Origin of the sequence: Photobacterium angustum, assembly GCF_002954615.1 — a bacterium.
Lineage (GTDB): Bacteria > Pseudomonadota > Gammaproteobacteria > Enterobacterales > Vibrionaceae > Photobacterium > Photobacterium angustum_A.
On record NZ_MSCJ01000001.1, the window covers coordinates 2935736 to 2959739 of the forward strand.

The following is a 24004-nucleotide window of genomic DNA, read 5'->3' on the forward strand; positions in this document are numbered from 1 at the left end:
GGCTTTTCATGAATTTTAATAAACGTGGTCTAGGCAAAGGTCTTGATGCCTTGCTTTCTACCAGTGCTGTCGCACAAGCCAAGCAACAAACCCAACAACAAACAGCACTTTCGACTTCAAACATCGACAGTGAACTGCGTGAACTTGCGATTGAACTGCTGCAATCGGGTCAGTTCCAGCCGCGTAAATCGATGGCTGATGATACGCTTGCGGAGCTTGCAGAATCGATTCGAGCCCAAGGGATCATTCAACCTATTGTTGTACGTCGTTTAGCCGATCAAAGTTTTGAAATTATTGCCGGTGAGCGTCGTTGGCAAGCGGCTAAAATCGCAGGATTAACGACGGTGCCTTGTTTGGTTAAAAGTGTTGATGATCGCGCGACAATAGCTATTGCGTTGATTGAAAATATTCAACGTGAAGATCTTAATGTAATAGAAGAAGCGGTTGCTTTAGCACGATTACAGCAAGAGTTTTCACTGACTCACCAGCAAATTGCTGAAGCTGTCGGAAAATCACGTGCAGCAGTCTCTAACTTATTGCGTTTAAACCAGTTAAGCGAGCCTGTTAAACAATTAGTGGAGCAGAAAAAACTCGAAATGGGTCATGCAAGGGCTTTATTATCCTTAGATGAAACACAACAGTTAGCTGCAGCACAAAAAATTGTCAATAATTTGTTAACCGTGCGTGAAGCTGAAAAACTGGTTAAAACACTTTTAAATCCATCAATACCTAAAGTACCTGCATCACAAAGTGAACATGTTGTTTTGTTACAAAATAGGCTAACTGAACAATTAGGCACTAAGGTGGCGATTAATCAAACTAAAAGTGGCAAAGGAAAAATCGTTATCAACTTTGATCAACAAGACAAATTAGAGCAGATTCTTGCAATGCTCGAGAATAAAATGTGATGTTAAAGATGCAATTTTTGTTAAAAAACTAACATCATCGTGATCAAGTTAGAGTGTTGTCAAATCTAACTGTTTTTTTTACTGTTATTTGATTGCAATCAATTTTATGAACCGTATAATTTTCGCTGTTTTCCCAAGCACGGATTGTGTAAAGGAATGGACTCGAGGAACGAATACATGGTATCGACGCTAGCTAAACCGGGACGCCAATTGGCAAAACGGTTGTTGTTATTACAATCTGGCGTCGTGATAGCAACGGCATTAACGGCAGTTTTTGCTGTCAATGTTGACTGGGGAATCTCTGCATTGATTGGTGGTGGCATCTTTGTTATTGCCAATGCTGTCTTCGCGATGTGTGCCTTCATGTTTAGTGGTGCCAGGAATGCACGGCTAGTCATGGCGTCATTTTATGGCGGAGAAGTGCTTAAAATTCTTATTACAGTCATCCTTTTTGCCATTGCTTACCTGTATATGGGAGTGGAACTTGTTCCCCTCAAACTAACCTATTTGCTGGCCCTTGGTATTAATATTTTTGGACCGGTTTTATTCATTAACAACAACAAATAGGATGAGTTATGGCTGCGCAAGGTGAAGCGCTAACGTCTGCAAGTTATATCACTCACCACTTGACCAACTTATCAACTGATAAATTGGGCTTGGCGAGTGAAGGTAGCTTTTGGGCGGTAAACATAGATAGCCTTATCTTCTCTGTTTTGACCGGTTTAGCTTTTCTATGGCTATTTCGTTCAGTAGCGAAGAAGGCGTCATCAGGAGTTCCAAGTAAAGTACAATGTTTTGTTGAAATGGTTGTTGAATTCGTTGATACCAACGTTAAAGATACGTTCCATGGCCGCAATCCACTTGTAGCTCCGTTAGCACTAACTATTTTCTGCTGGATTTTACTGATGAACATCATGGACCTTGTGCCTATCGATTTCATTCCGTATGCCGCGCAAAGTGTTGGGATCCCTTACATGAAAGTGGTTCCAAGTGCTGACGTTAACATCACCATGGCAATGGCGCTAGGCGTGTTCGCATTGATGATTTACTACAGCATCAAAGTGAAAGGTCTTGGCGGTTTTGTTAAAGAACTGGCTCTTCACCCGTTCAATCACCCTATCATGATCCCGTTTAACCTACTTCTTGAAGTGGTATCGCTACTAGCGAAGCCAATTTCACTAGGTATGCGTTTATTCGGTAACATGTTTGCAGGTGAGGTGGTGTTTATCCTAATCGCGGCACTAATGCCGTGGTGGGCTCAATGGCTAGGCTCGGTACCGTGGGCTATTTTCCACATTCTGGTCATTACAATTCAAGCTTTCGTATTCATGATGTTAACTATCGTGTACCTGTCTCAGGCACATGAAGACAATCATTAACGATTATTTGTAACATTTTTTATTATATTGGCGTTTTGCCGACAACTATAAACTGGAGATAGTGATGGAAACTTTACTAAGCTTTTCTGCAATTGCCGTGGGCATTATTGTAGGTCTTGCTTCCCTTGGTACAGCGATCGGCTTCGCACTTCTAGGTGGTAAATTCCTTGAAGGTGCTGCACGTCAACCTGAAATGGCTCCAATGCTTCAAGTTAAGATGTTCATCATCGCTGGTCTACTTGATGCGGTACCAATGATCGGTATCGTAATCGCGCTGCTATTCACATTCGCAAACCCATTTGTTGGTCAGCTAGCTGGTTAATAAATCGTAATGTCAGCTTGTCTCAAGCTGACATTAAGTAGCAAATGGACTCTAGCAACCCTTTTAAAGGAGATGCGTTGTGAATATGAATGCAACTTTGCTGGGTCAAGCTATCGCTTTCTTCCTCTTCGTGGTGTTCTGCATGAAATATGTATGGCCACCGATTATGGAAGCGATTGAAGAACGTCAGAAAAAAATTGCTGACGGCTTGGCTGCCGCAGATCGCGCAGCTAAAGACCTTGACCTTGCACAAGCGAATGCTTCTGATCAACTAAAAGAAGCGAAACGCGCTGCGAGCGAGTTGATCGAGCAAGCAAACAAGCGTAAAGCTCAAATTATCGATGAAGCGAAAACGGAAGCACAAACTGAGCGTGAGAAAATCCTTGCGCAAGGTATGGCTGAAATTGAAGCGGAACGTAATCGTGCTCGTGATGAGTTAAGAAAACAAGTTGCAACTCTAGCTGTGATTGGTGCTGAGAAGATCATTGAGCGCTCCATTGATGTGGATGCTCAAGCCGATATTCTTAACAAAGTCACTGCAGAACTGTAATTAAAGGGGCAAGCATATGTCACAAATGACTACAATCGCACGCCCCTACGCTAAAGCAGCTTTTGACTTTGCGGTCGAGACGAACCAACTAGCACAGTGGGCAGAAATGCTGAACTTTGCTAGTGAAGTAGCAAAAAATGACACTATGCAGGATGTACTGGATAGCGGATTTGCTGCGGATAAGCTAACTGAAATTTTTGTTTCAGTATGCGGTGAGCAACTCGATGAATTCGGTCAAAACCTTCTAAAGGTGATGGCTGAAAATGGACGCCTTAAGGCGCTACCTGATGTCTGTGATGAATTCATGCTGATGAAACATGAGCATGAGCACACCATCGAAGCGACAGTAATTTCTGCTATTGCTTTAGATGATAATCAACTAGATGCCATTAGCGTGAAACTTGAGCAGCGTTTAGCGCGTAAAGTTATGCTGACTTGCAGTGTAGACGAGACCCTGATTGCCGGGGTTGTAATTAGAGCTGGAGACCTTGTTATCGATAACTCTGTACGGGGCAAATTGAACCGTCTGAGCGATACTTTGCAGTCTTGATTTGGGGAATTGGAGCATGCAACTTAATTCCACGGAAATTAGCGCACTGATCAAACAACGTATTGAAAACTTCAACGTTGTAAGTGAAGCGCGTAACGAAGGTACTATCGTTTCTGTAAGCGACGGTATTATTCGTATCCATGGCCTTGCTGACGTAATGCAAGGTGAAATGATTGAACTACCAGGCGGACTATTCGCACTAGCACTTAACCTTGAGCGTGACTCGGTAGGTGCAGTTGTAATGGGCCCTTATGCTTCTCTACAGGAAGGTATGAAGGTAACCGGTACTGGTCGTATTCTTGAAGTACCTGTAGGTCCTGCGCTACTTGGTCGTGTTGTAAACACACTAGGTCAGCCTATCGATGGTAAAGGTCCAATTGAAACAGAGACATTCTCTCCTGTTGAAGTAATTGCACCGGGTGTAATCGATCGTAAATCTGTTGATCAACCAGTACAAACTGGTTACAAAGCAGTTGACTCAATGATCCCAATCGGCCGTGGTCAGCGTGAGCTTATCATCGGTGACCGTCAGACTGGTAAAACAGCGATGGCTATCGATGCCATCATCAACCAGAAAAACTCTGGTATCTACTCTGTGTATGTGGCTATTGGCCAGAAAGCTTCAACTATCGCTAACGTAGTTCGTAAGCTGGAAGAGCACGGCGCACTGGAAAATACTATCGTAGTTGTAGCATCAGCATCAGAAGCTGCTGCGCTACAATACCTAGCACCATACTCTGGTTGTGCGATGGGTGAGTACTTCCGTGACCGCGGCGAAGATGCACTGATCGTATACGATGACCTGTCTAAGCAGGCTGTTGCTTACCGTCAAATCTCACTATTGCTTAAGCGTCCACCTGGTCGTGAAGCATTCCCTGGTGATGTTTTCTACCTTCACTCTCGTCTTCTAGAGCGTGCTTCTCGTGTAAGCGAGCACTACGTTGAGAAATTCACTAATGGTGAAGTGAAAGGTCAAACTGGATCGCTAACGGCACTACCGATTATCGAAACCCAAGCGGGTGATGTATCGGCATTCGTACCGACTAACGTTATCTCTATCACCGATGGTCAGATCTTCCTACAAACAGAGCTATTCAACGCTGGTATTCGTCCTGCTGTTGACCCAGGTATCTCTGTATCGCGTGTAGGTGGTGCTGCCCAAACCAAGATCATCAAGAAACTGTCGGGTGGTATTCGTACCGCACTTGCACAGTACCGTGAACTTGCAGCGTTTGCACAGTTCTCGTCTGACCTTGATGACGCAACTAAGAAACAGCTAGATCATGGTCAGAAAGTAACTGAACTGATGAAGCAAAAACAATACGCGCCAATGTCTGTATTTGAGCAAGCGGTTGTTATCTTTGCAGCTGAAAAAGGCTACTTGAATGATGTTGAGCTAACTAAGCTTGCTGATTTCGAAGCAGCGTTACTTTCTTACGCGAAAGGTCAGTTTGCTGAGCTTGTAGCTCAGATAGATGAAACGGGTGCTTACAACGATGAAATCGCTGCGCAGTTTGCAAAACTGCTAGAAGATTTCAAAGCGACCCAGACTTGGTAATTGGTTGGTGATCGCTTGCGATCACCTTCTAACGGAGAGTAACGATGGCCGGCGCAAAAGAGATTCGTAACAAGATCGGTAGTGTTAAAAACACGCAAAAGATCACTAAAGCGATGGAAATGGTGGCTGCTTCTAAAATGCGTAAAACGCAGGAAGCAATGGAGTCATCACGTCCATACGCACAAACTATGCGCAAAGTGATCGGTCATATCGCCCTTGGTAGCCTCGAGTATAAGCATCCTTATCTTGAAGAGCGTGAAGCCAAGCGCGTTGGTTACATCATTGTTTCAACTGACCGTGGTTTGTGTGGTGGCTTGAACATTAACTTGTTCAAAAAAGCGATCACCGATATTAAAACATGGTCAGATAAAGGTGCCGATGTTGATTTAGCGCTAATTGGAGCTAAAGCAACAGCATTCTTTAATAGCTACGGCGGTAACGTAGCAGCTCAAGTATCAGGCCTTGGTGACACGCCAAGTGTTGATGAGTTGATCGGTACTGTTGGCGTAATGCTGAAGAAATATGATGAAGGCCAACTGGATCGTCTGTATGTGGTTTACAACCAGTTTGTAAATACCATGGTACAGCAACCAGTGATTGATCAATTGTTGCCTTTGCCTAAGTCAGAAGACGAAGAAATGCAGCGCAACCATTCTTGGGATTATATTTATGAGCCCGAGCCTAAACCGCTACTAGATACCCTATTGGTTCGCTATGCCGAATCACAAGTGTACCAAGGTGTGGTTGAGAACCTTGCCAGTGAGCAAGCGGCACGAATGGTAGCGATGAAAGCTGCAACAGATAATGCAGGGGATCTGATTGATGAACTGCAACTTGTGTACAACAAAGCCCGTCAGGCTGCGATCACACAAGAACTGTCAGAAATCGTTTCTGGCGCATCTGCTGTTTAAGGCAAAGAATTAATAAGTTTAGAGGATTAACGATGGCTACAGGTAAGATCGTACAGATCATCGGTGCGGTAGTCGACGTAGAGTTTCCACAGGACTCTGTACCACAGGTATACGATGCCCTTCATGTTGATGCGAAAGAGAACGGTACACTAGTACTGGAAGTTCAGCAGCAACTTGGTGGTGGTGTTGTTCGTGGTATCGCTATGGGTACTTCTGATGGCTTACGTCGTGGTTTGTCTGTTGAAAACACAGGCCGCCCAATTGAAGTGCCAGTAGGTACAGCGACTTTAGGACGTATCATGAACGTTCTTGGTCAACCTATTGATGAGTGTGGTGAGATCGGTGAGCAAGAGCGTTACGCTATTCACCGTGAAGCACCAAGCTATGAAGATCAGTCAAACGTAACTGAACTCCTAGAAACAGGTGTTAAAGTTATCGACTTAATCTGTCCATTCGCTAAGGGTGGTAAGATCGGTCTGTTTGGTGGTGCAGGTGTTGGTAAGACCGTTAACATGATGGAACTTATCAACAACATCGCCCTAAAACACTCAGGTTTATCTGTGTTTGCAGGTGTTGGTGAGCGTACACGTGAAGGTAACGATTTCTACTTTGAAATGCAGGAAGCAGGTGTTGTAAACATCGAAAATCCTGAAGAATCAAAAGTAGCAATGGTTTACGGTCAGATGAACGAGCCACCAGGTAACCGTCTACGTGTTGCATTGACTGGCCTTACAATGGCTGAGCGTTTCCGTGACGAAGGTCGTGACGTACTGTTATTTATCGATAACATCTACCGTTACACCCTTGCAGGTACTGAAGTATCAGCACTACTAGGTCGTATGCCATCTGCAGTAGGTTACCAGCCTACACTAGCAGAAGAAATGGGTGTACTTCAGGAGCGTATCACGTCAACGAAGTCTGGTTCTATCACGTCAGTTCAGGCGGTATACGTACCTGCCGATGACTTGACTGACCCATCACCAGCAACAACCTTTGCTCACTTAGATGCAACAGTTGTACTTTCGCGTCAGATCGCATCGCTAGGTCTATACCCTGCGATCGACCCATTGGATTCAACATCACGTATGCTTGATCCATTGGTAGTAGGTCAAGAGCACTACGACATTGCACGTGGCGTTCAGAGTCTACTTCAACGTTATAAAGAGCTAAAAGACATCATCGCTATTCTTGGTATGGACGAGCTATCTGAAGAAGATAAGCAAGCTGTATCACGTGCACGTAAGATTGAACGTTTCCTAACTCAGCCTTACCACGTAGCAGAAGTCTTTACTGGTGACCCAGGTATCTACGTAACGTTGAAAGACACACTACGTAGCTTCAAAGGCTTATTAGCGGGTGAATACGACGATATCCCAGAGCAGGCATTTATGTACTGTGGTGCGATTGAAGACGTATTAGAAAACGCGAAGAAGCTGTAAGCTAATTAGGAGGCGACATGGCAGCGATAACTTTCCATTTGGAAGTAGTCAGTGCTGAGAAACGTCTGTTCTCTGGTCGTGCTGAAAATATTCAAGTAACGGGTAGTGAAGGTGAGCTAGGTATTCATGCCGGTCACACGCCACTACTTACAGCTATTACCCCAGGCATGGTACGTATTACCAAGCAAGGTGGTGAGGAAGATGTAATCTATCTTTCTGGCGGTATGCTTGAAGTTCAGCCTTCTGCAGTGACGGTATTAGCCGATACAGCTATTCGTGGTGTTGATTTAGACGCCGCGAAAGCAGAAGAAGCTAAACGTCAAGCTGAGGAGCGTATCCATAATCAGCATGGCGATATTGACTTCGCACAGGCAGCCAGTGATTTAGCGAAAGCTATTGCTCAGCTTCGAGTGATTGAACTAACTAAACGCGCACGCTAGTCTGACGCTAAAGTAATATAAAAAGCGACCATTAAGGTCGCTTTTTTTATTGCTAAAAATCTTACTGATTGATGTTGTTTGGGGATATTTATTATTACAAAAATGATTTTCGATTAAGACTTTTGCGAGGTATACCTGTTATTTCTTAGTGAGAATTAAATAATTACGCTTAAACCCAGTAAAACTTGACGGTACAATACCAACTAAATAACAAATTTATGCATCAAGAGGGACATCCCATCATGAGCTTCAGTGCTGTGATTTTAGCTGCGGGAAAAGGCACCCGTATGTATTCTAACTTGCCAAAAGTGCTTCATACTTTAGCAGGAAAGCCGATGGTCAAACATGTGATTGACACATGTAATGATCTTGGTGCGAAAAATATTAATTTAGTTTATGGCCATGGTGGTGACACCATGCAACAAGTATTGGCTCAAGAGTCAGTCAATTGGGTACTACAAGCCGAGCAATTAGGGACAGGGCACGCGGTTAATCAAGCGACCCCGAACCTTGCTGATGATGAAAAAGCACTGATTTTATACGGTGATGTGCCACTAATTAGTGCACAAACGTTAGAAAACCTGCTTGATGCTCAGCCTGACGGTGGCATTGCCTTACTGACTGTTGTTCTTGATGATCCGAGCGGCTACGGGCGTATTGTGCGTCGTAATGGCCCCGTAGTTGCGATCGTAGAGCAAAAAGATGCCACTGAAGAGCAAAAGCTCATTAAAGAAATCAATACAGGTGTCATGGTAGCTAATGGCGGTGATCTTAAGCGTTGGTTAGCGGCGCTTAAAAATGATAACGCGCAAGGTGAATATTACCTAACCGATATTATTGAGATTGCCCATGATGAAGGTCGTGCAGTCGAAGCTGTTCACCCTGTTAGCCCAATTGAGGTTGAAGGTGTAAATAACCGTATTCAGTTAGCGCGCCTTGAGCGAGCTTTCCAAGCTCAACAAGCCGAGCGTTTATTAGAGCAAGGTGTGATGTTACGTGATCCTTCTCGTTTTGATTTACGTGGCGAATTACAATGCGGTACCGATGTTGAAATTGATGTTAACGTGGTGATTGAAGGCAGCGTTAGTATTGGTGATAACGTCGTGATTGGCGCCGGTTGTGTGCTTAAAGACTGTGAGATAGATGATAACTCAATTATCAGCCCATACAGTGTGATTGATGGCGCGACGGTAGGTGAAGCCTGTACGGTCGGTCCATTTGCTCGTTTACGTCCAGGTACGGAGCTTCAAACTCAAGCGCATGTGGGTAATTTTGTTGAAATCAAGCAAACGCGCTTAGGTGAAGGCTCTAAAGCGGGTCATTTGACTTACCTTGGTGATGCTGAGATTGGTGCTAACGTCAATATCGGTGCCGGTACTATCACTTGTAACTACGATGGTGCGAACAAATTTAAAACTGAAATTGGCGATGATGTGTTTGTTGGCTCAGATACTCAACTTATCGCTCCTGTTAAAGTCGCAAGCGGTGCAACCATTGGTGCTGGTGCTACGATTAATCGTAATGTCGGTGAAGGTGAGTTAGTGATCACTCGCGCACCAGCACGAACAATTCAAGGCTGGAAACGCCCAACCAAGAAGTAATTTTCAATTACGTTATCATTTTTAAAGCAGGAGTTTCTCCTGCTTTTTTTTATTCTTTATCTCCTAATATCACCACTATATTCCTCTAGCTTTTTCCACTCCAATAGTTATTTCGAGAGAAAAATTATACCGAATCTGCATATTTGTTATTGATCGATTAATTTTTAAAACGCTATACTAAGTTTCAAATCGAAACTTAATCTATCATTTCAAAACTTATGTCTAAACGTAATACACAACAACGTCGCCATGCTATTGCAGCTATGGTTGGTATTGAAGGCGAAGTTAGTGTGGATACACTTGCTAGTCACTTCTCGACCTCTGAGGTCACAATTCGTAAAGATCTTGCAGCGTTAGAAAGTTCTGGCTTATTACTACGCCGATACGGTGGCGCTATTGCTATGCCGAGCGAAATAGTTGCAACTGACTTAGAAGAGAAAGTTTCAGAGCGAAAGTTAGCGATTGCGATTGCTGCCGCTGATCAAATCCGAGATCACAATCGCATTATCGTTGATTGTGGTAGTACAACAGCAGCATTAATTAACCTACTAAGCACTAAACAAGGCTTAGTCGTAATGACTAATTCTTTGCAAGTCGCGAATGCACTAAATGCACTTGAAAATGAACCGACCTTATTGATGACGGGCGGTACATGGGATCCGCATTCAGAATCCTTCCAAGGCAAAGTTGCAGAATCTGTATTGCGTTCATACGACTTTGATCAGTTGTTTATTGGTGCTGATGGTATTGATATCACGCGTGGCACAACCACCTTTAATGAGCTGACAGGATTAAGTCGAGTGATGGCGGAAGTCTCTCGTGAGGTGGTGGTCATGATTGAGTCTTGTAAGGTTGGACGAAAAATTCCGAATTTAGAGTTAGCGTGGCAAGGGATCGATACTTTAATTACCGATGATGGCATGAGTGATGCTGATACTGTCGCGATAGAACAACAGGGTGTGCGAGTGATTCGTGCCTGTAGTGAACAATAACAAGTTGTAAAGGATAGCAGTTATGTGTGGGATTGTAGGTGCGGTAGCACAACGTGATGTAGCAGAGATCTTAGTCGAAGGTTTACGTCGATTAGAATATCGCGGGTATGACTCAGCTGGTCTTGCCGTTGTTGATGAACAATTTAAATTACAACGCTTACGACGTATGGGGAAAGTTCAAGCCTTAGCCCATGCCGTTAATGAAACGCAAGTTATTGGCGGAACGGGGATCGCGCATACACGATGGGCAACACATGGCGAACCCTCAGAAGCTAACGCCCACCCTCATATCTCTGGTGAGCATATAGCGATTGTTCATAATGGGATTATTGAGAATCACCAAGCATTGCGTGATCTATTACAACAACGAGGTTATGTTTTTCATTCTCAAACCGATACTGAAGTGATTGCACATTTAGTTGAGTGGGAACTGCGAACTGCCGATTCTTTATTAGCCGCTGTGAAGCAAGCTGTAGCTCAACTGGAAGGCGCTTATGGTACCGTAGTAATGGATAGTCGCGATCCGGAACGTTTGGTTGTTGCACGCTCTGGTAGCCCGTTGGTGATTGGTTTGGGTGTGGGTGAAAACTTTATTGCGTCTGATCAATTGGCTTTGCTGAATGTGACTCGTCGCTTTATGTTTTTAGAAGAAGGTGATGTTGCCGAAGTCACCCGTCGTGATATTCGGGTGTTTAATCAACAAGGCGAGTTGGTTGAACGTGAAGTCACCGAATCTAACATTCAACATGATGATACGGATAAAGGTCATTATCGTCACTACATGCAAAAAGAGATCTTTGAGCAGCCAAGTGCTTTGATTAATACTATGGAAGGTAGGATACGCAACAATCGTGTGATCTTGGAAAGTTTTGGTAATGAAGCGAAAACGATCTTTGATCATGTTGAGCATATTCAAATTATTGCTTGTGGTACCTCCTATAACGCAGGCATGGTGGCACGTTACTGGTTTGAATCTATTGCAGGAATTAGCTGTGATGTTGAAATCGCCTCTGAGTTTCGCTACCGCAAATTTGTTACCCGTCCAAATAGCTTATTGATCACCCTTTCTCAATCAGGTGAAACGGCAGATACCTTAGCGGCACTGCGTTTAGCAAAAGAAAAAGGCTATATGGCAGCGATGACAATTTGTAACGTTGCAGGCTCATCTTTGGTACGTGAATCTGATTTAGCTTTTATGACCCGCGCGGGGGCTGAAATTGGGGTAGCATCAACTAAAGCGTTTACTACGCAGTTAGTCGCGTTATTAATGCTTGTAACTGCGTTAGGTAAGCAGCAAGGTACGATTGATAATGAGCAAGAAGAAAAGATTGTTCATTCACTACAGCAATTGCCAAGCTTTATTGAGAAAGCATTAACGCTTGATAAGCCGATTGAGCTATTGGCTGAAGAATTCAGTGATAAACAGCACGCATTATTTTTAGGTCGTGGTGAGTTCTACCCTATTGCGGTTGAAGCTTCACTTAAATTAAAAGAGATCTCGTACATTCATGCAGAGGCTTATGCGGCGGGTGAATTAAAGCATGGTCCACTTGCGTTAGTTGATGCTGAAATGCCTGTGATCGTGGTAGCTCCTACCAATGATTTATTAGAAAAACTCAAATCCAATATTGAAGAAGTACGTGCTCGAGGTGGCTTACTGTATGTGTTTGCCGATAGTGAAGCAGGGTTTGAAGAGACCGACGGCATGAAAATTATGACCATGCCGAGTGTGGACGAAATCATCGCACCGATTTTTTATACCATTCCTATGCAGTTGTTATCGTATCACGTGGCTTTAATTAAAGGGACTGATGTCGATCAGCCTCGCAATCTAGCCAAAGCCGTGACTGTTGAATAATATAAAATAAAAAAGACGCAACTTGCGTCTTTTTTTATCGGCATTCTTGTTAAGGTTTATCGTGTTGCGAAATAAAAAAATGCCTGATTATCCATACGATGTGCGATTCAAATTAAGAATAAAAGTCTGCTTTGATTTTATCTTATTGAATAGTAAGCATTAAAAAAATTGAAAAATTGGCTCATCATCTGCACTGCAACAAATAGTGAAGCGTTCTTCACTATCTGATTGGAGAAGGTGTATGACAGAGCCAAAGACAAAGATTGCCGCTAGGATCAAAGAGGCTCGTGAGTGGAAAGGATTAACCCAAGTACATATGGCCCAGCAGTTAAAAGTCGCTCGCCAAACGTATCTTGATCTAGAAACCGGAAAAACAGAGCCTAAAGTACGATTATTGTCTGAGATCTCTGAGATCACCGAGCGACCATTAACTTGGTTTGTTTATGGTGATGAGGGGATAGAAATTTTAGAAAGTGAGTACAAGGAAGAAATTGATCGCTTATTGCAATTTTTTAGTCGTTTACCACATTCTGCTCGTCACGTTATTTTGCAGCAATGTATTAACTTAGCGAGTTTCATGGCGGAATACACTCGTGCTTTAACACATAAAAATAAGTAGCCTGAATTAAGATACTCTTTTGTGTCTACTTAACTGTTCATCCTTATCTTTTTATTGTCTAGCTTTGCTGGCAGTGAACATGACGCATCACATTTCTGTGCTAGTACCCATAGACATCTATTTGGTCGAAGAATAGTTTAAGTAAAGTTTATGTGTTGAGTGCGGTATAAATGTCGATGATGAGTGAATATAGTGTTGAGCGTGAGATTAATAACGCAATGACAGAAATAGCGCATATTGCACAAAAGATTCGAGAAGCGAGAGAATGGAAAGGGATCACTCAAGTAAGTATGGCTAAGCAGTTAGGTGTTGCTCGTCAAACTTACCTTGATGTGGAATCGGGGAAAACAGAGCCTAGAATATTAATGCTAATGAAGATAGCTAAGATAACAGGGCGTCCTCTGCATTGGTTTATTTCAGACGACAATACACCCGAATATGGTGATATCAATCGATTATCGGTAATGTATGCGCAGGTACCTTCTCCTTTACGCCAAAGAATGATCGAACAAAATATTAATTTGATTTCCTGTTGCCTTGAATATGTTTCAGACAGTCGTTAATCATATTGATTGTTATAAAAAAAGCAGCGATTACGCTGCTTTTTTTGTTATGGAGGCTCATTACTGAGCAAGAAAAAACTTATAGGCTGGATTTTCTGTTTCGTCTTTCCATTGATAACCCAGTTCACGTAAGTGGCTAGTAAATGACAGTAAATCTTTATCTTCAAGTTCAAAGCCACATAAAACACGACCATAATCGGCCCCGTGATTACGATAATTAAATAAGCTAATATTCCAATGACAACCAAGGGTATTTAAAAAGCGAATAAGCGCACCTGGGTATTCAGGAAACTCGAAGCTATATAAACGCTCTTTAAGTGGTTTAGATGGTCTACCCCCAATCATATAACGAACATGGACTTTCGCCATTTCGTCATCAGATAAATCGACCACCGGATATCCGCCTTTTCGCAGATCTTTTATAATGCCATCAAGTTCTTCTTGGCCTTGCATTAAACGCACACCGACAAAAACATTGGCCAGCGCATCATCGTTATAACGGTAGTTAAACTCGGTTACTGCTCGACCACCAATCAAATGGCAGAAATCAAGAAAAGCACCCGGACGTTCAGGGATCGTAACAGCTAATAACCCTTCACGTTTTTCACCTAACTCACAACGCTCTGAAACATAGCGTAAGCCATGAAAATTCAAGTTTGCGCCTGATAAAATAGCGGCAAGTTGTTGGTCGCGAATTTGGTGCAGCTCGACATATTTTTTTAGTCCTGCAAGAGAAAGTGCTCCTGAAGGCTCCGCAATCGCACGTGTATCTTCAAAAATATCTTTTACTGCTGAGCAAATTTCATCACTGCTGACCGTGATAACATCATCAAGGTATTGCTGACATAAACGGAAAGTCTCTATGCCTATCTGCTTAACCGCAACCCCATCGGCAAACATACCCACTTGATCTAACGAGACAGGTTTACCCGCATCAAGGGCCGCTTTTAAGCAAGCCGAATCTTCAGCTTCAACACCAACGACTTTAATTTCAGGTAATAATTGCTTTAGCAATACCGCAATGCCTGCGGCTAAACCACCACCACCAACGGGTACAAAAACACAATCCAAATGACCGTTTTGTTGGACTAATTCAATACCGATAGTGCCTTGCCCTGCGATCACCGAAGGGTGATCGAAAGGCGGAATAAAGGTATAGCCGTGTTGTTGTGCTAATTGTTCAGCATAGCCTTTCGCTTCATCAAAGTTACTGCCATGCAGTACGACAACACCACCAAAACTACGTACCGCATCCACCTTGATATCAGGTGTAGTACGTGGCATCACAATCGTGGCTTTAACACCGAGTTTCTGGCTTGATAAAGCAAGACCTTGCGCATGATTACCTGCAGAGGCAGCTATCACCCCAGCGGCTTTTTGCGGCTCAGTCAGTTGCGACATCATGTTATAAGCGCCGCGTAACTTAAACGAGTGGACCGGTTGGCGGTCTTCCCGTTTAAGTTGGATCTGATTTGCAATCCTTGCACTCAGACGAGACATATTTTGTAATGGAGTGACTTGCGCCACCTCATAAACCGGCGCTCGAAGGATATTGCGAAGATAGTCGGCTCCGCTAAGTAGCTCTTCATCCGTGGCCTGTTTCACTTCGCTCATGGTGATTATCCTTCTAGTTTAGATTTATCGCGCACTGCGCCTTTATCTGCACTGGTGGCTAGGTTGGCATAGGCTTTTAGGGCAAAAGAAACCTGACGTTCACGATCAACTGGCTTCCAACCGCGTTGGTTTGTTGCTTCACGACGTGCCGCGAGGGTTGCATCATCGACATTTAGTTCAATGCTACGGTTTGGAATATCAATTGCGATAATGTCGCCATTTTCGATCAGGCCAATCGTGCCACCGTTTGCTGCTTCGGGCGAAACGTGACCAATAGATAAGCCACTGGTACCGCCAGAGAATCGACCGTCTGTGATCAATGCACACTCTTTGCCAAGACCCATAGATTTAAGGTAAGTGGTTGGGTACAACATTTCTTGCATACCAGGGCCACCTTTAGGTCCTTCATAACGAATAACCACGACATCGCCTGCTTTCACTTTACCGGCAAGAATCGCTTCAACAGCGGTATCTTGGCTTTCAAACACAACGGCAGGACCTGTAAAGGTTAAGCAACTTTCATCAACACCTGCGGTTTTAACAATACAGCCATCAAGTGCCATATTGCCTGACAGTACAGCAAGGCCGCCATCTTGGCTAAAGGCAAACTCTTTACTACGAATACAGCCATTTTCTCGATCATCATCAAGGGTTTCCCAACGACAATCTTGTGAAAATGCTTGCGTGGTGCGGATACCCGCAGGACCTGCGCGGAAGAACGTTTTAATTTCTTCTGAATCCGTTACTTTAATATCGTAGTGTTTGAAGCTTTCGGCAAAGGTTTCACCCAGAATATTGTGACAATCGTTATGGAAAAGACCTGCGCGATCAAGTTCACCTAAAATACTGTAAACGCCACCTGCTCGGTGAACATCTTCCATATGATATTTCGGTGTTGATGGTGCAACTTTACAAAGGTGTGGAACAATACGAGACATGCGATCAATATCGGTCATGGTGAAATCAATTTCACCTTCTTGCGCTGCGGCTAAAAGGTGTAAAACGGTATTAGTTGATCCCCCCATTGCAATATCTAATGCCATCGCATTTTCGAAGGCTTTCTTATTGGCAATGTTACGTGGCAGTGCTGATTCATCATCTTGCTCATAGTAGCGCTTTGTCAGTGCCACAATGCGTTTACCTGCATTAATAAATAGCTGCTCGCGATCTGCGTGTGTTGCGAGCATCGAACCGTTACCCGGCTGGCTTAAGCCTAATGCTTCGGTTAAACAGTTCATTGAGTTTGCCGTGAACATACCAGAGCACGAACCACAGGTAGGACAGGCGGAACGTTCGATCTGCTCACTTTGTTCATCTGACACTTTAGGATCGGCACCTTGGATCATTGCATCAACCAAATCGAGTTTGATCACTTGCTCTGAAAGCTTGGTTTTACCTGCTTCCATTGGTCCGCCAGAAACAAAAATAACCGGAATATTTAAGCGAAGTGACGCCATTAACATTCCAGGGGTGATTTTGTCACAGTTTGAGATACATACCATCGCATCGGCACAGTGGGCATTCACCATGTACTCAACAGAATCTGAAATGAGTTCTCGAGATGGTAGTGAATACAACATCCCACCGTGACCCATCGCGATACCATCATCAACGGCGATAGTATTAAACTCTTTGGCAATACCGCCCGCTTCTTCGATTTGCTTTGCGACTAATTGACCGAGATCTTTTAAGTGGACGTGACCTGGAACAAATTGGGTAAACGAGTTCACAACGGCAATAATCGGCTTACCGAAATCTTCATCTTTAACGCCAGTTGCGCGCCATAAGGCACGAGCGCCAGCCATATTTCGGCCATGGGTAGTGGTTGCTGAACGGTATTTAGGCATAACAGAAAATCCTTTTTAGAGCACTGTCGCTAATGTATTAGCGACAGCTTTGTATGTGTTGGTTTGGTTATGAAGGGCAATTATTTTTGTGGGTAAACGTAATCTAACCAGCCCCATTTATCTTCTGTTTCACCATTGAACAAACCGAAGTAAGCGGCTTGCAGCTCTTTGGTAATAGGGCCTCGCTTACCTTTACCTACGGTAATTTGATCAACGCTACGCACAGGTACAATCTCAGCGGCGGTTCCTGTCATAAAGATCTCATCGGCAAGGTAAAGTGCCTCACGAGCAATGTTTTCTTCACGTACTTCATAACCCCGTTCTTTAGCTAGGATCATAATAGTGTCACGAGTGATGCCCGGTAAAATTGCGCTAGTTGTTGGTGGTGTTGAAAGAACGCCGTTACGAATGACAAAGATATTTTCGCCAGCGCCTTCTGATAGATAACCATCAACACTTAATGCGATCCCTTCTGCGTAACCATGGCGACGTGCTTCGCTACCAACCAGTAGTGATGATAGGTAGTTACCGCCTGCTTTTGCAGCAGTTGGAATAGTATTTGGCGCTGCACGGTTCCAGCTAGAAATCATTGCATCGACACCGTTTTCTAGTGCTTCTTCACCTAGGTAAGAGCCCCAAGGGAAAGCGGCAACAATCAAATCCATTTTTGTATCAACGGGAGGACAAACGCCGAGGCCAACATTACCCACATAACCCAATGGGCGAATGTAAGCAGAATCGAGTTTATTTACTCGGATCGTTTCACGGCAAATTTCCATTAGTTCATCGCAACTGTATGGGATCGGGAAGCGATAAATTTTTGCCGAATTTTTTAGCCGTACCATGTGTTCTTCATGACGAAAAACCGCAGGGCCCTTCGGCGTGTTGTAGCAACGGATCCCTTCAAATACTGAAGTGCCATAGTGCATTGCGTGAGTTAAAACGTGAACATTAGCATCAGCCCAAGGCACTATCTCACCGTTAAACCAAATGTAATCTGCTGTATTTGCCATGTTGAATTCCTTTCTAAAATTTAATCCAGTAACTGCAGGGGGGAAGTCTCTACACTGATGATGTCCCACAGTTTTTCAATTTGGTTGATAAGCGTCGATATAGGACGAGTACTATCTACGATAATTTCGATTCTGGCTATCTTGCTGTGATGATTTTGTGTTGCATCGACTTTTTTTATGATAAAGCCACGATGGCGGATCACACGTAAAATTCGCTCAAGTAATACAGGCTTATCATTAGCGGTAATGTTGAGTAAATATCTTTCCATTAGGTGTTCTCCAGCATATCTTGGTTTGCAGCACCCGGTGGAACCAGTGGCCATACATTTTGTTCTTCATCAATCAACACATGCAATAAGTAAGCGGTTTTACTGGCGAGCATTTCTTCCAGTGCAGGAGCCACTTCTTCTTTGCGAGTAATGGTTTTTCCTGGGATATCAAATGCCTTAGCTAACATTACAAAATCAGGATTATCATCTAGGATGGTTTCACTGTGGCGACCATCAAAAAATAGCGATTGCCATTGACGTACCATACCTAAGCGTTGGTTATTGATAAGTACCATTTTGACGGGAATACTGCGACGTTTTAACGTTCCCAACTCTTGTACATTCATCATAAATGAGCCATCACCAGAGATCAGAATAGATTGATCATCAGGACGGGCAACACTGGCTCCCATTGCTGCAGGTAAACCAAATCCCATCGTACCAAGGCCGGCTGATGTAATGTAGTTTTGTGGCTCACGAGGTTGAATATGCTGTGCGGCCCACATTTGGTGCTGACCAACATCGGTCGATACCATGCTGCTATCAGGCATCATATCTGACAATTGCTTAAGCAGTAATGGCGCGTAAATCAGATCGCCTGGATGGTCATAACGCCATTTGCCAATTTTACGAATATGTTCACTGTGAGTGAGCCAACGGCTGATATCTTGGCTCAGCTCTAACTGAGGCAAAATAGTATTAATATCGCCACGTAATGGCGCATCAGCATGACGTAATTTACTAAATTCAGCGGCATCAATATCAATATGAATCACTTTTGCGTGTGGCGCAAAGGTATCCAATTTTCCGGTTACGCGATCATCAAAACGGGCGCCAACCACAATTAATAAATCCGCTTCTTGTACCACTAGGTTGGCTGCTTTTGTGCCGTGCATACCAAGCATGCCAAGATAATGGGGATCATGGCGTTCGATAGAGCCTAAACCTTTTAAGGTACTGACCGAAGGCATAGGATTAAGGCTTAAAAATTGACGTAACGTATCGGTTGCATGGGCAATTTGTACCCCACCACCGACATACATTACGGGACGATGACTTTGATCTAATAACTGTTGAGCTGCCGTGATAGCTTCACTATTAACCGTTGGAACAGCAGGTGGATCAATAGGAGGTAGTAATTCGGTTGGCGCTTGTGCAAGCTGTACATCTTTGGCTATATCGACAATGACAGGCCCAGGACGACCGGCTTTAGCGACCACAAACGCTTCAGCAAGGGTTGGTGCAAGATCATTAATATCTGTGACCAGATAGCTGTGTTTTGTGCATGATAAAGACATTCCAATCACATCCATTTCTTGGAAAGCATCGGTTCCAATATGGGTGCTGGCAACTTGTCCAGTAATCGCAACTAAGGGGACTGAATCCATAAAGGCGTCAGCAAGTCCTGTGACGAGGTTTGTGGCACCCGGACCTGATGTTGCCATACAGACAGCAACATCTTGGGTGGATCGAGCCATACCAATAGCAGCCATTGCTGCCCCTTGTTCGTGACGGCAGAGGATATGCTCTACTCCACCATCATATAATGCGTCATAAATTGGCATGATGGCACCGCCTGGGTAACCAAATACGGTTTTGATACCCTGCTGATGCAGCGCTTTTACGACTAATTCTGCCCCTGTCATCGCAGCTCCTTGCTTGCTTTGCGAGATCTATTTGAGATGATAACGATTACTCAAATCCATTTGTTGAAAAAAGCCCCCGAACTTCTCAGTGCGGGGGCTTTTTGTTTGCGTCTTTTGCGCTACTTTGCGCCAGCAAATCCCCGCTGCGGTGACATAATCACCACAATGACATTAATAATGAGTACGAGAGATGTTGTTAAGCGCATGTATATTTGTCCAACTTTTGTTGTCTAGTTGTTGCTATATGTTAGTGGTAACACAGACGTCTATCGCATGACAAGCAAAAACTGTGGTTTTTTTAGCAAACAAGCTGCATTTACAGGCATCTTATGAAACCAAAAATAAATTTTTCATTAACAAATGTTTTTGTATCTCAGTGAGGTGATGGTTCATGACGCTTGCGATTGTTCATAGTCGAGCTTGTGTGGGTGTGCAGGCTCCACCTGTGACAGTAGAAGTCCACTTAAGTAACGGGTTGCCAAGTTTTACATTAGTTGGGTTACCTGAAACCACGGTAAAAGAGGCTAAAGATCGGGTTCGAAGTGCAATTATTAATGCGAATTTTGAGTTTCCATCACGACGTATTACTGTCAATTTAGCCCCTGCTGATTTACCTAAAGAAGGCGGGCGATTTGATTTACCTATTGCGTTAGGTATTTTGGCGGCATCAGGTCAGATTCCAACAGATAAATTAGCAGAGCATGAATTTATTGGTGAATTAGCATTATCGGGAGAGTTACGACCAGTAAAGGGGGCGCTTCCTGCCGCTTTAGCTGCTTTAAAGGCGAAACGTTGTTTTGTGGTGCCTGACAGTAATGGCGATCAAGTGGCCCTTGTCGGCAAAGAGGTTCATAAATCGGCATCCAGTTTATTAGCCGTTTGTGGTTATTTATGTGGCCAACAACAATTAGCATTAAATTTTAGTGAACAGATTAAAGAAACAACGGCTCCTTTAGATCGAGATATGCAAGATATTATCGGTCAACAACAAGGTAAACGTGCGTTAGAAATTGCCGCAGCTGGCGGTCACAATGTTTTGTTTCTAGGACCTCCGGGAACGGGTAAAACCATGCTGGCATCAAGATTGTGCGACTTATTACCGCCGATGAGCCATGAAGAAGCGTTAGAAACAGCGGCTGTTACCTCACTCACACCACAATCGTTACATCAAGGGAATTGGTTAAAAAGACCTTTTCGTACGCCACACCATTCGAGCTCTATGGCGGCATTAGTGGGCGGTGGTTCGGTACCCAAACCGGGAGAAATATCGTTGGCGCACAATGGGCTCTTATTTTTAGACGAGATGCCTGAATTTGAACGTAAAGTTTTAGACTCTTTACGTGAGCCATTAGAGTCGGGTCATATTGTGATTTCTCGTGCGACCAGCAAAACAACGTTTCCTGCGCGTTTTCAATTGATCGGTGCGCTGAACCCAAGCCCTTCAGGATATTATGATGGTAACCAAACACGTACCAACCCGCAGGCGATATTACGTTATTTAAGTCGGTTAAGTGGCCCATTACTTGATAGGTTTGATATGTCGATTGAGATCCCAGCCCTACCCCGAGGAACGTTAACTAAAGGGGGAGATCGAGGTGATTCAACAGAAACGATTAAAGCTCGGGTTGATCATGCTCGTCAGCAAATGTTGACTCGCAGTGGTAAGGTGAATGCCTTGTTATCGACGCGAGAGCTAGAACAGTATTGCCCTCTACAACAAGCTGATGCGGCATTTTTAGAAAATGCGCTTCATCAGTTAGGTTTATCGGTACGGGCTTATCATCGGATTATTAAAGTGGCACGTACAATAGCGGATTTGGCAGGAGAGCCTGATATTTCTCGAGGGCACTTAGCGGAAGCGTTAGGCTATCGCTCAATGGATAGGCTGCTTAAGCAGATTAATAGCCAAGTCATATAAGAAAAGTGTCAGTTATTTGGATAATAAAAAAGGGCATCACTGCCCTTTTTTATTTTAGATGAGATTACTTTTTCAGTAAGTAGTTTACTAACTCAAAGTACTCGTCTGCCGATTTGATTTTACCGGTTTGAACAAGGTACTTGTTGTTAACCACAACTGCTGGCACACCAGTTAGGCCTGCATCTTCAAAGGCTTTATCATAACGGTTCACCATTGAATTTACGGCAAAACTATTAAATGCGCCGTCAAATTCAGCCGCAGGAATACCTTCATCAATGAAAATTTGACGCACTTCTTCTTCATTACGTGGTGGTTTGTTCATGGTGTGGATACGGTTAAAGAACACCGGTACCATTTTATCTTGAACACCTAATACCACAGAGGTCGCGAAGGCTTTACTCATCACTTTACCCATAGGGCCACCCATGAATGAAACATGCATTTTTTGTAGTTTTGCATTTTCAGGTAGCTTTGTTTTTAGCTGTTTGATCATAGGTTCAAACTGGTAGCAATGCGGACAGTATAAAGAGAAGAACTCAGTCACAATGGGGGTTTCAGATTTTGGTAGATCGAGAACTTTGTAGTAATCACCTTCAGTAAATTTTGCAGCGTGCACTGAAAATGATAGTAACGCTGCACTAGCTAGCGTGAGTAACTTCTTGAACATTAATATAACTCCCTGATTATCCTTATCACGGTTATAAATATAACCTGAATTTTTATGTTAATACGTTTTTGTGTTTACCACTGTGGCATGAGTTGTAATGGTGCATCATGCAGAGAGGCAATTTGTTCTTTGAATGCAAGCACTTGCCCTTCCCAGTATTTTGCATCAGCAAACCAAGGGAATGCACGGGGAAATGCAGGATCTTGCCAGCGTTTTGCTAACCATGCCATATAATGCACCATTCTAAGACCGCGTAAAGGCTCGATTAGTTGCAATTGACGTTGATCAAAATCTGCAAATTCACCATAAGCTTCAAGTAAAGTATCCAGCTGTGCGAGTTGATCGGCGCGCTCACCGTTTAATAGCATCCATAAATCTTGGACAGCAGGACCATTACGGGCATCATCAAGATCGACGAACATCGGACCATCACGCCATAAAATATTACCAGGGTGACAGTCGCCATGAAGACGAATCGCTTGCCAATCAGTTGACCAATGCTGTTCGAGGTTTTTAATCAGTAGATCAAGATCGGCAAAAAAGACGTTCTTAAGGTGATCGGGAATAAACTGACTGTGCTCTAATAATTTTCGAGGCTGATAGACGTATTCATCTAGCCCCATGGTTGGACGATGCTTAAAAGGCTGGCGTTGTCCCACTAGATGAATACGACCCAAATAGCGACCGACCCATTCTAATTGGTCAAAATTATCAACTTCAAATTGTCTACCGCCGACACTTGGGAATAAAGCAAAACGATGACCATTAAAGGTATGTAGTGTTTTTCCATTGATGTTTAGAGGCGCGGCAACAGGAATTTCATTGTCAGCTAATTCCTGTGTGAACTGGTGCTCTTCTTCAATTTGCTCATCACTCCAACGTTCTGAGCGATAGAATTTGGTGACATAGCGAGCCCCATCTTCCGCTTTAAACTGGTAGACCCGATTTTCGTAACTATTGAGAGCCAGTAATCCTGATTCTGCACGAACATTAATGCTATCTAAGGCATCAAGCAGTAAATCAGGCGTGAGAGTTGAAAAACAAAAGTCGTTTTTTTCCATGGAACAGCCTTAAAGACGGAAATTAAGGCAGCAGTTTACCTTAATCTTGAGATAACAAGAATTAAGGGGCAGGTTTATCCCCCTAGCTAATATGTGTTGTCATTAGTTTAGTGAAGGCTACTAATAAATCGACTATCGGTGCTGAGTGCTAATTATTAATATGTATCACGCTTTGTTAATCACATAATTGTAACGTAAGGCGATGATTAGGCCTAAAATCAGTGCTGAAACTGGTAGTTTGGGCATAAAAAAGCCAGTGAATTTTCACTGGCTTTCAAC

General features: G+C 43.6%; 23 protein-coding genes. 16 read left to right on the top strand and 7 right to left on the bottom strand.

Annotation, left to right across the window (positions count from 1 at the left end; translation table 11 throughout):
• The first annotated feature begins 8 nt into the window (after positions 1 to 8).
• The 15 genes from BTO08_RS13375 (at position 9) to BTO08_RS13445 (ending at position 13690) form a co-directional block, all read left to right on the top strand.
• Positions 9 to 908, top strand: a complete 900-nt coding sequence (locus BTO08_RS13375; protein WP_105061259.1) for a ParB/RepB/Spo0J family partition protein — start codon at positions 9 to 11, stop codon at positions 906 to 908.
• Between the two features lie 177 nt (positions 909 to 1085).
• Entirely contained in the window at positions 1086 to 1475 is a 390-nt protein-coding gene (locus tag BTO08_RS13380) for a F0F1 ATP synthase subunit I (RefSeq protein WP_005372305.1), read from the top strand.
• 8 nt (positions 1476 to 1483) lie between these two features.
• Positions 1484 to 2287 (top strand): F0F1 ATP synthase subunit A, encoded by an 804-nt coding sequence (gene atpB / locus BTO08_RS13385; protein ID WP_105061260.1) that lies wholly within the window; start codon positions 1484 to 1486, stop codon positions 2285 to 2287.
• Positions 2288 to 2351: 64 nt separating this feature from the next.
• The gene (gene atpE / locus BTO08_RS13390) at positions 2352 to 2609 is read left to right on the top strand and encodes a F0F1 ATP synthase subunit C (protein ID WP_005372317.1); all 258 of its coding nucleotides are present in this window, start codon (positions 2352 to 2354) and stop codon (positions 2607 to 2609) included.
• Between the two features lie 79 nt (positions 2610 to 2688).
• Complete coding sequence (gene atpF, locus BTO08_RS13395) at positions 2689 to 3159, top strand: F0F1 ATP synthase subunit B (protein WP_005372318.1); 471 nt, start codon at positions 2689 to 2691, stop codon at positions 3157 to 3159.
• 16 nt (positions 3160 to 3175) lie between these two features.
• Positions 3176 to 3709 (top strand): F0F1 ATP synthase subunit delta, encoded by a 534-nt coding sequence (gene atpH / locus BTO08_RS13400; protein WP_045130846.1) that lies wholly within the window; start codon positions 3176 to 3178, stop codon positions 3707 to 3709.
• A gap of 16 nt (positions 3710 to 3725) precedes the next feature.
• Positions 3726 to 5267, top strand: coding sequence for a F0F1 ATP synthase subunit alpha (gene atpA / locus BTO08_RS13405; protein WP_005372324.1), 1542 nt, complete (start codon positions 3726 to 3728; stop codon positions 5265 to 5267).
• Between the two features lie 44 nt (positions 5268 to 5311).
• On the top strand, positions 5312 to 6178 hold the full coding sequence (atpG, locus tag BTO08_RS13410) for a F0F1 ATP synthase subunit gamma (RefSeq protein WP_005372328.1): 867 nt from the start codon (positions 5312 to 5314) through the stop codon (positions 6176 to 6178).
• 32 nt (positions 6179 to 6210) lie between these two features.
• A complete protein-coding gene (gene atpD, locus BTO08_RS13415) occupies positions 6211 to 7617 on the top strand; it encodes a F0F1 ATP synthase subunit beta (protein WP_105061261.1) in 1407 nt (468 codons plus the stop codon).
• Between the two features lie 17 nt (positions 7618 to 7634).
• On the top strand, positions 7635 to 8057 hold the full coding sequence (locus tag BTO08_RS13420) for a F0F1 ATP synthase subunit epsilon (protein ID WP_005372333.1): 423 nt from the start codon (positions 7635 to 7637) through the stop codon (positions 8055 to 8057).
• 242 nt (positions 8058 to 8299) lie between these two features.
• Positions 8300 to 9658, top strand: a complete 1359-nt coding sequence (glmU, locus tag BTO08_RS13425) for a bifunctional UDP-N-acetylglucosamine diphosphorylase/glucosamine-1-phosphate N-acetyltransferase GlmU (RefSeq protein WP_105061262.1) — start codon at positions 8300 to 8302, stop codon at positions 9656 to 9658.
• Between the two features lie 218 nt (positions 9659 to 9876).
• Positions 9877 to 10650 (top strand): DeoR family transcriptional regulator, encoded by a 774-nt coding sequence (locus BTO08_RS13430; protein ID WP_105061263.1) that lies wholly within the window; start codon positions 9877 to 9879, stop codon positions 10648 to 10650.
• A 22-nt stretch (positions 10651 to 10672) separates the two neighbouring features.
• Positions 10673 to 12508, top strand: a complete 1836-nt coding sequence (gene glmS, locus BTO08_RS13435; RefSeq protein ID WP_105061264.1) for a glutamine--fructose-6-phosphate transaminase (isomerizing) — start codon at positions 10673 to 10675, stop codon at positions 12506 to 12508.
• A gap of 241 nt (positions 12509 to 12749) precedes the next feature.
• Positions 12750 to 13127: a helix-turn-helix transcriptional regulator gene (locus tag BTO08_RS13440; RefSeq protein ID WP_005372339.1), complete on the top strand. Its 378-nt coding sequence runs from the start codon at positions 12750 to 12752 to the stop codon at positions 13125 to 13127.
• Positions 13128 to 13297: 170 nt separating this feature from the next.
• On the top strand, positions 13298 to 13690 hold the full coding sequence (locus BTO08_RS13445; RefSeq protein ID WP_242446257.1) for a helix-turn-helix transcriptional regulator: 393 nt from the start codon (positions 13298 to 13300) through the stop codon (positions 13688 to 13690).
• 60 nt (positions 13691 to 13750) lie between these two features.
• Here BTO08_RS13445 and ilvA read toward each other — a convergent pair whose 3' ends face one another.
• From ilvA to ilvG, 5 genes are all read right to left on the bottom strand, one after another.
• On the bottom strand, positions 13751 to 15304 hold the full coding sequence (ilvA, locus tag BTO08_RS13450; protein ID WP_105061265.1) for a threonine ammonia-lyase, biosynthetic: 1554 nt from the start codon (positions 15302 to 15304) through the stop codon (positions 13751 to 13753).
• A gap of 5 nt (positions 15305 to 15309) precedes the next feature.
• Positions 15310 to 17151, bottom strand: coding sequence for a dihydroxy-acid dehydratase (gene ilvD / locus BTO08_RS13455; protein WP_105061266.1), 1842 nt, complete (start codon positions 17149 to 17151; stop codon positions 15310 to 15312).
• A gap of 80 nt (positions 17152 to 17231) precedes the next feature.
• Positions 17232 to 18164: a branched-chain-amino-acid transaminase gene (gene ilvE, locus BTO08_RS13460; RefSeq protein ID WP_105061267.1), complete on the bottom strand. Its 933-nt coding sequence runs from the start codon at positions 18162 to 18164 to the stop codon at positions 17232 to 17234.
• A 20-nt stretch (positions 18165 to 18184) separates the two neighbouring features.
• On the bottom strand, positions 18185 to 18433 hold the full coding sequence (gene ilvM / locus BTO08_RS13465) for an acetolactate synthase 2 small subunit (RefSeq protein ID WP_005372349.1): 249 nt from the start codon (positions 18431 to 18433) through the stop codon (positions 18185 to 18187).
• A complete protein-coding gene (gene ilvG, locus BTO08_RS13470; RefSeq protein ID WP_105061268.1) occupies positions 18433 to 20079 on the bottom strand; it encodes an acetolactate synthase 2 catalytic subunit in 1647 nt (548 codons plus the stop codon). The genes ilvM and ilvG overlap by 1 nt, the downstream gene beginning before the upstream one ends.
• Positions 20080 to 20470: 391 nt before the next feature.
• Between ilvG and BTO08_RS13475 the strand changes: the two genes are divergently transcribed.
• Positions 20471 to 21997, top strand: a complete 1527-nt coding sequence (locus BTO08_RS13475; protein WP_105061269.1) for a YifB family Mg chelatase-like AAA ATPase — start codon at positions 20471 to 20473, stop codon at positions 21995 to 21997.
• 64 nt (positions 21998 to 22061) lie between these two features.
• On the opposite strand, the gene BTO08_RS13480 is transcribed toward BTO08_RS13475, so the two are convergent.
• Together BTO08_RS13480 and BTO08_RS13485 are read right to left on the bottom strand one after the other, a co-directional pair.
• Positions 22062 to 22664, bottom strand: coding sequence for a thiol:disulfide interchange protein DsbA/DsbL (locus BTO08_RS13480; RefSeq protein WP_105061270.1), 603 nt, complete (start codon positions 22662 to 22664; stop codon positions 22062 to 22064).
• A gap of 74 nt (positions 22665 to 22738) precedes the next feature.
• Positions 22739 to 23725 (bottom strand): serine/threonine protein kinase, encoded by a 987-nt coding sequence (locus tag BTO08_RS13485; RefSeq protein WP_105061271.1) that lies wholly within the window; start codon positions 23723 to 23725, stop codon positions 22739 to 22741.
• Between the last annotated feature and the right edge of the window lie 279 nt (positions 23726 to 24004).